The sequence below is a fragment of the Psychromonas antarctica genome (assembly GCF_022267535.1).
Lineage (GTDB): Bacteria > Pseudomonadota > Gammaproteobacteria > Enterobacterales > Psychromonadaceae > Psychromonas > Psychromonas antarctica.
The window spans coordinates 1-10,444 of the sequence record NZ_JAHNZV010000096.1; the positions used below are offsets into that span (position 1 = coordinate 1).

At 38.5% G+C, this 10,444-nt stretch carries 9 protein-coding genes; all 9 read right to left on the bottom strand.

Translation table 11 applies throughout. The features are described from left to right. Window positions 1–166 precede the first annotated feature (166 nt). Window positions 167–472, bottom strand: a complete 306-nt coding sequence (locus KSO91_RS13990) for a putative signal transducing protein (protein ID WP_238743653.1) — start codon at window positions 470–472, stop codon at window positions 167–169. 275 nt (window positions 473–747) lie between these two features. After that, window positions 748–1,098, bottom strand: coding sequence for a Z-ring associated ZapG family protein (locus tag KSO91_RS13995; RefSeq protein WP_238743654.1), 351 nt, complete (start codon window positions 1,096–1,098; stop codon window positions 748–750). 101 nt (window positions 1,099–1,199) lie between these two features. Beyond that, the gene (locus KSO91_RS14000; protein WP_238743655.1) at window positions 1,200–4,205 is read right to left on the bottom strand and encodes a DUF748 domain-containing protein; all 3,006 of its coding nucleotides are present in this window, start codon (window positions 4,203–4,205) and stop codon (window positions 1,200–1,202) included. Between the two features lie 273 nt (window positions 4,206–4,478). Beyond that, window positions 4,479–5,750 carry an O-acetylhomoserine aminocarboxypropyltransferase/cysteine synthase family protein gene (locus KSO91_RS14005; protein WP_238743656.1) on the bottom strand — a complete coding sequence of 424 codons (1,272 nt, stop codon included), beginning with the start codon at window positions 5,748–5,750 and terminating at the stop codon, window positions 4,479–4,481. A gap of 322 nt (window positions 5,751–6,072) precedes the next feature. After that, window positions 6,073–7,008: a M14 family metallopeptidase gene (locus KSO91_RS14010; RefSeq protein WP_238743657.1), complete on the bottom strand. Its 936-nt coding sequence runs from the start codon at window positions 7,006–7,008 to the stop codon at window positions 6,073–6,075. A 198-nt stretch (window positions 7,009–7,206) separates the two neighbouring features. Next, on the bottom strand, window positions 7,207–7,929 hold the full coding sequence (locus KSO91_RS14015) for an amino acid ABC transporter ATP-binding protein (RefSeq protein ID WP_238743658.1): 723 nt from the start codon (window positions 7,927–7,929) through the stop codon (window positions 7,207–7,209). After that, window positions 7,926–8,579: an amino acid ABC transporter permease gene (locus tag KSO91_RS14020; RefSeq protein WP_238743659.1), complete on the bottom strand. Its 654-nt coding sequence runs from the start codon at window positions 8,577–8,579 to the stop codon at window positions 7,926–7,928. Before KSO91_RS14020 ends, KSO91_RS14015 begins: the two co-directional genes overlap by 4 nt. After that, window positions 8,576–9,247, bottom strand: coding sequence for an amino acid ABC transporter permease (locus KSO91_RS14025; protein WP_238743660.1), 672 nt, complete (start codon window positions 9,245–9,247; stop codon window positions 8,576–8,578). The genes KSO91_RS14020 and KSO91_RS14025 overlap by 4 nt, the downstream gene beginning before the upstream one ends. Window positions 9,248–9,578: 331 nt before the next feature. After that, window positions 9,579–10,444: transporter substrate-binding domain-containing protein (locus KSO91_RS14030; protein ID WP_238743661.1), on the bottom strand; the 866-nt coding region annotated here is incomplete at its 5' end.

Here is a 10,444-nt window from a genome sequence, read left to right on the forward strand (position 1 = left end):
TCGAAAAAATGGTCAAAACCGATCCACAGTTGGAGAGCTGCGATGAATCGGTTTATAATAGAATTTGAAGACCGCTTGAAAAAGCATCTGTAAAAATGGTAATTACACAGAATTATTTACAGGGTCCTGGACGTGTTTTTACTAACGTGTCCAGTTTAGTTATTTATTATGATTTTTCACGGTGGCAATTCCAGCATATCTCAAAAGAGGGATCATTTTTCTCAGAACAGTTTTTACAGTTCCAATCTATACCACTTCCCTTACTCTGCGATGTTTTAACTATTTCTACTGCACGATCAAAGTCTGAATCATCAACAACCCAAATCTCAGGCCAAGAATCGAATGCAGATATTTCTCCTACTGCTCCCTGTGCGAATTCATTTTTTAGAAATGTATCTATTGCTTGTGCCTCAATGAGATTTTTTACATTGTGCACCAGAAATTGATTTTCATTGCTATAAACTATCTTCATAGTTGAATACCCATAATTAACTTAGAATAATACTGGCAGCTTTCGTTTACTTGCCCTTCTCGTTATAAAAGAAAGCACATACGCAGCGATGCGTTTTAAAAGCTCGTCATTTTCTGATTACTTTTAATTAACTAGCAATGAAAATGTTACATCACCCGACAGAGGTAAGCTCTCTGATATCAGCCCATATCCGTGGATAGACTCTTCATAAAATGCAGCCGTATCCTTTTTTCTCAGATTGAATTTTCGGTGCAAGATCTATATGCCTTTTTAACTCAATCGTTATGATCCTCTTTTTTGTTGTGGACGCTTGAGTTTTTATTTATTACCGTTTCGCTTAAAAGATTTACATCTGCCTCTTTATTTTCGCTCAGTAGTTCTTGTGACTGATATTCCATATGCCGATATAACGCTTGATAACTGCTGGTAACTTGCTCCATTAGTGCAGCACTGCTGGTAAAATGATTATTAACCGCAGTCTTATATCTATCTAATTCAGCTTGAGTATTATCCAGCTCTTGCTGTTGCGTACCTGCCTGCTTTTTCCCTAAGGTGAAGTGGTAAATTATAAAACCAATAATGGCACCACCGACAAAACTACTTAAAATGATTAAGGTTACGTTCATGTTCACGCCTCTGTTAATGTAGCTGTGATAAGAGTAAGTTGCTCAGCGTCATACTGAACGAATCGTTTTTCTATCGCTAAATACGCTGCTTTTGTTGAACGTTAATTACTCGTTAATGTAAATATTGTAGAAATAGTGCTTTCTTGTGCGTGTCCTTGCAATGATGGCTGCAGAGTAAAGACTTGTTTATTTGCAACTTTTCCCTGTTCAAACAGTTGTGCCTTGATAATATTGATTCGTTGTTGAGCAAGATCAATTAGTTCTAAATTAGAGAGGGGCTGTTTGACTAACAACATCTCTCGAATAAATTGTTCATAGCCATCGGTGATAAGTTGCTGTTTACTCAATTTTTCAGAATCTTCTTCCACCGCTGTTATTTCTGTGCGCATTTTACTTTGTAGTTTGTTTAACTCTTGCTTACCGCCATATTCACCGAGTAATTTTTCAATCGCCGCAATTCGCTGCTCCTGTTCCACATTGTTGTCTATTGCGGACTTTATTAGCAATGTCTGCATTTTCTGTCTTTTTAGGGCTAATCCGTCCTGCTTTTCATCAACCATTGCTCGAACTTCAAGAATCAAGTTAGGTCGACTATTCAATATACTAGCAAGGGAGTTGAGTTGTTCGATATTGGCTGCGGTTAATTTTGTGCTACCTAATTCAAATGCTAAAGAATTTAGTTCGCCTGGATCACCTCCAATTAAGTCGGCAATCAGGGAAAAAGGTGAAGTCACTGCTTTAGTCAGTAAGTTCACAAAGGCTTTTATCACTAGACCACTTATTGCAAAATCAGGATCATCCATATCCCCCGTAATTGGCAGTTGAATATCAATAATGCCATTTTTATCGGTCAACAGAGCGATAGCTAGTTTTAGAGGGAGATTTAGCGCTTCGCTGCTGTTTACTTGTTGTCCCAATTCAAATTGATCTAAAGTCAGGTGATTTTTAGCAATAAGTCTATTGTTGGCTATCTGATAATTGAGGTCGAGGCTGAGCTTACCTTTATCTATTTCATAACCGACATGACGACCAGAATAAGGGGTGAGATGAGCTAATTCTATTTTGTCAAAATTAACATTGATGTCTGTATAAAGATCTCCGGAGAGTGGATTTATTTTCCCTTTTACCAACATTTTCCCATATTCTTCAATGCTGCCACGGATATTGACATCGGCGCTTGTTAAATCTTCAGAAGAAAGTCCATTTATTTCACCATTTATCTTTTGGATACTGGTTGCAAATTGTGGCTGTAGAGATAAATCAGCAAAATAAGCATCACCTCCTTTAATGGTTATTTTATCGACTTTAACAGCGACAGCTGGTTGCTTACTTTTCTGCTGTTCGGTTTCTAGCTCAGTACGTTTTTGTTTATTACTGGCAGTCATTTTTTCACTGCCCTGATTATTAATCACTAATTTGGCTAAATTAACGGAACGATCTTCGGTGATAATTAAGCGTACATAAGGTTCAGTTAATGCCACTTTATTGATCGTAATACTTAAGGGGTTCAAATTAATATTAATGGGATCAATGGCCAAACTTTGCCAGCCAACTAGGCGCTGTTCTAGCACCTTATCTTTAGTATTAAAGTGATCAATGTTAAAAGCGCCTTGGAAATTTCCTTGCATTTGATCCTGTTTGTTCGTACTCAGATTAATATCACCGCTAATAGATAGCTTGCCTTGTTCTAAGTTAACCTTGGCGAGATCGTCTATATATGGCTGTAATGCCGGTAATGCAAACTCCTTGAGTGTTAAATGAGCTTGCACATCAAGCGGCAATGCTGTCACTTGACCATTGAGTTTGGTTTCGCCTTCTTGATTAATATAATAAGTGAGATTAAAAGGTAAGCTTTTAGATAAATTGTGGCTAACCCCTTGAATAGCAAAATTGATCTTGTTGATTACTATTTCGGTGCTAGTTGTTGGTTGTTTATCAATGAAGTTAACCTGACTGTTATTTAAGGTAATATCGCTAATAGACCATTGCCAAGGAGATTCAGCAGTCACTGACTCTGTATTACTTGTCGCCTCGGGGGGGCTTGGAGTATTTGCTTCTGGAAGAATAGATAATAGGTCAATCAACCCTTCTTTATTACGTTCAATCTTCAAATTGATAGCATCAATTTGTAGTGCCTTTATGTGTAATTTTTTGTCTGCTAAATTAAAGTCAAACGAACCAATATTAAGAGCATCTATATCGGCAAAACTATGATCCGATTGTTTAGTTGCAAGTTTAATATCATCAACTTGGATCGCCCCTTGATGGATATTAAGTTGTATCGGTCCTTTGGCCATACTAAATTCATATTCACCGGTCATGCCAACAAGGGCATGCTTTAGGTTAAAAGGAACTTGTTCCGATAGATAGCGCCAGAAATCATGCACTCGAAATCCATCAATTTTCAGCGTTCCATTAGAGCGAAGTGGTGTGATAGCCAATGTACCATCCCAAGTGATGGTTTGTCCTTTTCCCAGAGCAAGATCTAAGTGATAGGTACTATTTTGGTCACCATAAGTGAGTAAATTTTTTAAATTAAATGTAATTGGATTAAGTTGATACTTAATCGTTTGAGCTGGGGTATTGTCAATAATATTAATATTTCCGGCAATTATATTGATATTATCAAATAACAGTTTTGCTAATGTGTTCTCTGTTTGATCCGCAGGTTGACCTTCTTTAAGAGCAGGATTTTTTTCTAATTGGTGTCGCATAGCATGCTGAAAGTTGCTAATACCCTGTTTATCAAGTTCTAAATTTATTGTAGGCTCAAGTAATTCAATATCTGAAAAAGTAAATGCGCCTTCAAAAATAGAACGTAATTCGAAATTTATATAATAACGTTTAAAAGATAATTGCTGTTGTGCTTGTTGATCTGAGATCTTTAAGTTGTTGATGACTAACGTTAAAGCATAGGGATTGAATGCTATCGTTTCAATGTCTGTTTGCCAGCCTAATTGTTGCTCAACTTGTTCAACTATTGCTTTGTGAATTACTTTGGGTAGAACAAAAAAACCAGCAAGTGTGTATAGCGCTATTAAAGATAAAAGCCAGAAGATCACGGAGCGATAAAATTCACGACTGATTAATTTTTGCAGATATCTCATGTTATCTCCCTGTTCTTTAAAGAAAAAAATATTTTAAAATAGCGCGGTATTAAATAAAAATTATAGTCTAACTATGGTACTCGGTGAATATATTTTGCTGCGACGATGTCTAACTACGACCCATTTTATTGCGTCGAACTGATTGCAGGACATTGGAAAGTTGAATTTACCACTGCAGGAGAGATTAATGAGGCATGAGCAGTATGCTTTCTATTTAATTGCTTTTGTGATTTCTAAAATAGGTGTCGTCTGCACGACACCTATTCTTATTTGTTATGCCTTTTGCAACGCTTGGCTAACATCTGCAATAATATCGTCTATGTGCTCAATCCCAACGGATATCCTGATCAAATCGGCACTGACACCGGCAGAAGCTAATTCTTTTTCATTTAACTGCCTATGCGTTGTTGAGGCTGGATGACAAGCTAATGATTTTGCATCACCAATATTCACCAAGCGTAAAATCATTTCCAGTGAATCAATGAACCTTGCACAGGCTTCAATGCCTCCCTCAAGTCCGAAACTTAAAATGCCTGACGCTTTAGCGTTAGTAATTTTTTTGCAGGTCTCGAAATAAGGACTTTCTGGCAATGCTGCGTAATTGACCCATTTAACTTTTTTGTGTTGCTGCAGGAATACAGCAAGCTTTTCTGCATTTTCGCAATGGCGATCCATACGTAAGCCAAGAGTTTCCAGTCCTTGCAGTATTTGAAAGGAATTCATTGGCGATATTGCCGCACCTGTATTTCGTAGAGGCACAACACGACAACGACCAATGTAGGCTGCAGGACCGAAGGCATCGGTATAAACAACATCATGATACGAAGGATCTGGCTCATTTAAAACAGGGAAACGAGCTTTATTTGCAACCCAATCAAACTTTCCAGAATCAACAATCACACCACCAATTGATGTGCCATGACCGCCAATGTATTTTGTAAGGGAATGCACAACAATATCCGCCCCTAGCGCAAAGGGCCGGCACAGATAAGGAGTGGCAACGGTGTTATCAACAATCAAAGGGACGCCATGTTTGTGCGCTATTTCTGCTAAACGGGTAATATCAACGACATTACCCGCTGGATTACCTATTGATTCGCAAAATACGGCTTTGGTCTTGGCGTCAATCGCATTTTCAAACCCCTCATAATCATCATGTGAAATCATTCGTGCTTCAACGCCTTGCTTTGGTAGCGAATGTGCAAAAAAGTTATAGGTACCTCCGTACAATTGGCTCGTACTAACGATATTATCCCCAACCTCACAAATACATTGAATGGCGTAAGTAATGGCAGACATTCCAGAAGCAACACAAAGTGCGGCGATTCCGCCCTCCATTGCCGCAACGCGTTTTTCTAAGACATCAGTAGTTGGATTCATGATACGTGTGTAAATATTACCAGGCACTTTAAGATCAAATAAATCAGCACCATGCTGGGTATTATCAAAAGTATAAGACGTTGTCATATAAATAGGAACCGCGGCGGCTTTGGTTGTTTCTTCTGATTTGTACCCTTCATGTAGAGCGATTGATTCTAGTCTCATGCTGTTCTTCTCCTAAGTGATTATATTTACATTTACGAGGGCAGTCATCGTAAATGCTTTCAAGTGACTCATAAAGTTAAAAAGTTGTTAACACATATCCATGTTACTTCAAGGTGCGAAATCAGCAAGCAAATTTTTGTTTTGATGTCTACGCCTAGAATTTAAGAATAGTGGATCTACATTTTAAATAATATAAAGCTGCAGATAACTCGGGTAAAGCGTATTTGAGCGCATGGATAAACACATAGCTAATAAGCTTGTTACTCATCTATGACTATTAAATCGGCCATGTTCAAAGAGTAAGCATGACCGCAATATGGTTTTACAGCAAAGCGTTGCCAGGTAATTGGTTTAAATAATCAAGCGCGCCACAAATAACCGCCACTTGTGCATTAATACAATTTTCATCGTCAATAAAAGGACTGTCAGGGTAGACCTCTGTCGTGGTAACATAAGGCGCATCGGTTAATCCCATGCATAAACCTAACTCCCGTGCAGGATAATTTATCACGCCAAATTGTGCTAAAGGGACACCAATTAGTTTCTTATCTTTATCGGCTGGCGCAATATGCGTGACAGTTTGTACTTTATCGATGATCGCTTTTTGGAACGCATCTACGGGCTTAGTGTTATCGCCAACCAAATAAAATCCATCAGGAATATCCCAGTGTTTTTGTGTTATTGCATCACGCGCGGCAAGTGCGGGTCTAAATTCGCTATTATCGCTGTCTGTGGTTTCGTGTAGATCTATATGTGTTATAAATTCAATGGCGAGTTCACTAATATAAGCCATTAACGTTGCTGCTTCTGCAGCTGGGCTATGAACATAAAAAGAACGGTTCGGATCAAGCGCATCGGGATTCCAACGATTAATCGTTTCGTAGCCCCAGGGACTAACGCAAGGGGCAATAATAAAATTATATTGGTTTCTGTATTTTTCCACTGCGTTACAGGCAAAGCGAATTGCGCCGTGTACGCCGCTGCTTTCATAACCATGAACGCCACCAGTTATTAATACGTTAGGGCGATCGCTGTGCCAGTTTTTTGATTTAATAATATACAAGGGGTAGTCATTGGGTAGGTAAGACAATGTCCCATATTGAATAAGCTCAAAATTATCTCCTACCTCATCAAGCTGCGTAAGTACTTGTTCTTTATAACTGCGCTTAATTTTTTGTTGGACTCTCCATGCTGCTTTTTCTGCATCGGCCCATTTTTTCCCCAATGTTCCAATCGGGTAATCCTGTGTTGCACTCATACCATGCCCTTAAAAAGTGATCACTTAAATCATCTCTAAATTAGCGACCCAAACTTGCTATGCTTTTCGCTTACAAACCTAAAAAACAGTTTACATCAACACCAAGGCTAACATGATCTAATCGTGAATGCTTTTATTATCTATTGCAATTCAATAACCTACACAAGGATGCTTGTAATGCCTCAGGTATCAAAATGATCAGAGCACTTTACTTAAAAATTGCTGAGTTCTCTCTCTCTGTGGGTTATCCAATACTTCTTCAGGCGAGCCGATCTCTTCAATCAACCCTTCATGAAAAAATGCAACTTTATCAGAGACTTCCTTTGCAAAGGATATTTCATGAGTAACGCAAATCATGGTCATACCATCATCACGAAGTAATCTTAAGGTATCCAATACTTCTCCCACTAGTTCTGGGTCAAGTGCGGACGTCACCTCATCAAATAACATATAAGGAGGCTCCATTGCTAATGCTCTCGCAATGGCGAGTCGTTGTTGCTGCCCGCCAGACATCCGTGTCGGATATTCATTAAGTTTATCACCAAGGCCAACGTGAATAAGCTCTTTTCTAGCAATCTCTTCGGCTTCTGCTTTAGTAAACCCTTTCACAATCTGCGGGGCAAGCGCCGCGTTTTCGAGTACAGTTAAATGCGGGAAAGAGTTCCATTGTTGAAACACCATTCCTAAATTCTGCCTTAGTTTATTCTTATCTGTTTTTTTGTTATGCACATCAACGCCATCAACGATAATCTTGCCACTATTTATCTTCTCGATCGCGTTAATACAATATAAAAGTGTAGATTTACCGCTGCCGCTTGCGCCGATGATACTAACAACCTCACCACTGTTTACATCTAAGTCTATCCCTTTTAAAACTTCTAAATCTCCAAAAGATTTATGAACATCTTTGATTTCTATCATATTTCCATTTTCCTTTCTACATGTTTGCCATAAAGCGACAAGGGGTAAGAAATCATAAAATAAAACAATCCTACACCTATCAATATCATAAGGGGTTGTTGCGTCCTTGATATCAACTGCTCTGCGGTTCTAAGTAATTCCATATATCCAATAACTGAAACAAGTGCGGAGTCTTTGATAACACTAAGCGCCACTCCTAGCCAAGATGGGAAAACGGCTCTCATTCCTATCGGCACCCTAACGTATCTGACTGTTTGCCAGTAACTCATTCCCAATGATCGCGCAGCTTTTCTCATGGCCATTGGCACACTATTGAAGCCACTTCTAAAGACTTCCCCCATGAATGCCATCGTGTAAAGAGACAGTATTATTGACCCCGCAACGAAGGGATCAAGTGGGTATCCCATTGCACCAATAAAAGTACTAAAAAGTATAAGTTGAATAATAAGTGGGACTGATCTTAGAATATCTAAGAATCCACCCAACAGAATGTTTACAGATTTACTCGATTCGGCTCTCACAAATCCAACAGCGAGCCCTAAAACGGTGCCCACGAGGATCGCAACAACAGATATAAAGACTGTATTCAAAACACCAGTTAAGATGAAGCCCGTATCATTCCAAGATAAAGGAGTAAATAAATCCATCATGAAATCTCTCCTTTAAACACTTTTTTGGAAATCAAACTTGCGGCCAATAGCACCAATTTGGTTATCACAAAGTACATGACCGCGGCGACGATAAAAAACTCTAATGTCCTAAACGAAGTAGATTGAAGCCTTTGTGTCTCGCCTGAAAGTTCATTCATGCCCACCAGTATGCCAAGAGAACTCATTAGTATTGACCAGACAAATTGATTGGTCATTGGATGATAAATTCTTCTAAACATTTGTGGCAAAATCACATATCGATAAACCTTAAATTTATTCATTCCGAGTGATTTTGCCGCACTATATTGAGTTTTGGGAATTGATTGAAAACCACCCCTGAATGTTTCTGCCAAGTATCCTCCATTGATAAACACTAAGGCAGAAAAAACAGCAAAGTATGGACTTAGATGGATGCCATAGGCACCTAGACCAAAGTAGGCCATGTAGATAAGGAAAAGTGCCGGTGTATTTCTTGCTATTTCTATCCACACATTTGCAATGTGATAGAAAACTTTCGAAGTTGACATCTTGCCTAACGCTAATAATACCGCAATAACGATACCTAGTAGCATAGATAAAACAGATACATGTATCGTTGTAAATGCGCCACCTAATAATTGCGGGAAGGCATCAAATACAACATTCCAATGAAATTCATAATTGTCCATATTTCCTCTTTATAAGCTTCTTTGATGAGCCCCAAATAGGCAAATACCTCAGGCAAGACCGGAGGCTTAATGTTATGAACCGCTTAAAGCGGGTTAATTCATCTATCACCTAATGGCGATCTTCTCATGGTCACAAATCTAGCAGCTCTCTTCCGCGGTTTTGCTTGCTCTTGATGGTGAATATAGTTTGTTACGACGTCTATGATATTTACAGTTCCAATAACCATTTAGAGAGATCATAACTGAGGAGACTCACGATTAATTCAGGAAGTGTCTAATTTTGAGAGTCCTCCAGCAGCAGTGCTGGAGGTTTTAAGGTTCGACAAAAAACTTATTTGTTGTCTCTTAATGATTGAACCATATCAGCCGATACGGGCGTTCCAAAATGTTTCATATGTAACTCATTTAACCTTCCGTCTCTAATTTGATGAATCAAAAACAGATTGAGGTAATTTTTCCAAGCAAGTTCATTCCTTCTTACAATAAGTCCCACTACATCATCATAGTTTGGTACATATGGGCCGGCTACAAAATTATCAAACTGACCTGAAGTGAGTTTGGTCGCTATATTGGTATTTGTAGATACAAGCGCGTCTATTTTCCCTTGATATAAGCCTAAAAAAGCATCATTTTCTGATTTGAAAGAGGTATAGTTAGATCGTCCCCAGCCATGTGCATCCGCATATTTGAAGTATTCAGTTTCATAGGTAGTACCAAGAGCCGCTCCAACCTTTACATTTTTAAGGTCGTCGAAAGAATCCACTTTAACGCCTTTCTTAGATAAAACTTGGAACTTGAAAATAAAATAAGGATAAGTAAAACCGACAGATTTTGCACGCGCTAGTGTGTCTGACGTAGATCCAATAACAACATCTGTTTTAGCTGAAATCAAGGACGGGATTCGGTCGCCCCATGTCAAATTTATTACTTGTGATTTGACACCTAAAACTTTTGCTAAATCGTTACAATAATCAACATCAAAACCCGCTGGTTTATTGTCTTTATTTGTATATCCCATTGGTGGGAAATCAAGCACAACGCCACAATTTAAAGTACCACGATTTATAACGTCATCAAGCTGATCTGCATTTGCGGCAGAAATAGCACCGATTGTTACAATTGAAGCAACGACTAGTGAAATTTTGTTTACTAATTTCATACTTTCTCCTTGGTTTTTTATCTTAAATGTATATTTAC

Bases quoted from the DNA above. Each gene is read 5' to 3' on its own strand.
- KSO91_RS14000 (WP_238743655.1), bottom strand. From the start codon at position 4,205: ATGAGATATCTGCAAAAATTAATCAGTCGTGAATTTTATCGCTCCGTG.
- KSO91_RS14025 (WP_238743660.1), bottom strand. From the start codon at position 9,247: ATGGACAATTATGAATTTCATTGGAATGTTGTATTTGATGCCTTCCCG.
- KSO91_RS14010 (WP_238743657.1), bottom strand. From the start codon at position 7,008: ATGAGTGCAACACAGGATTACCCGATTGGAACATTGGGGAAAAAATGG.
- KSO91_RS13995 (WP_238743654.1), bottom strand. From the start codon at position 1,098: ATGAACGTAACCTTAATCATTTTAAGTAGTTTTGTCGGTGGTGCCATT.
- KSO91_RS14005 (WP_238743656.1), bottom strand. From the start codon at position 5,750: ATGAGACTAGAATCAATCGCTCTACATGAAGGGTACAAATCAGAAGAA.
- KSO91_RS13990 (WP_238743653.1), bottom strand. From the start codon at position 472: ATGAAGATAGTTTATAGCAATGAAAATCAATTTCTGGTGCACAATGTA.
- KSO91_RS14020 (WP_238743659.1), bottom strand. From the start codon at position 8,579: ATGATGGATTTATTTACTCCTTTATCTTGGAATGATACGGGCTTCATC.
- KSO91_RS14015 (WP_238743658.1), bottom strand. From the start codon at position 7,929: ATGATAGAAATCAAAGATGTTCATAAATCTTTTGGAGATTTAGAAGTT.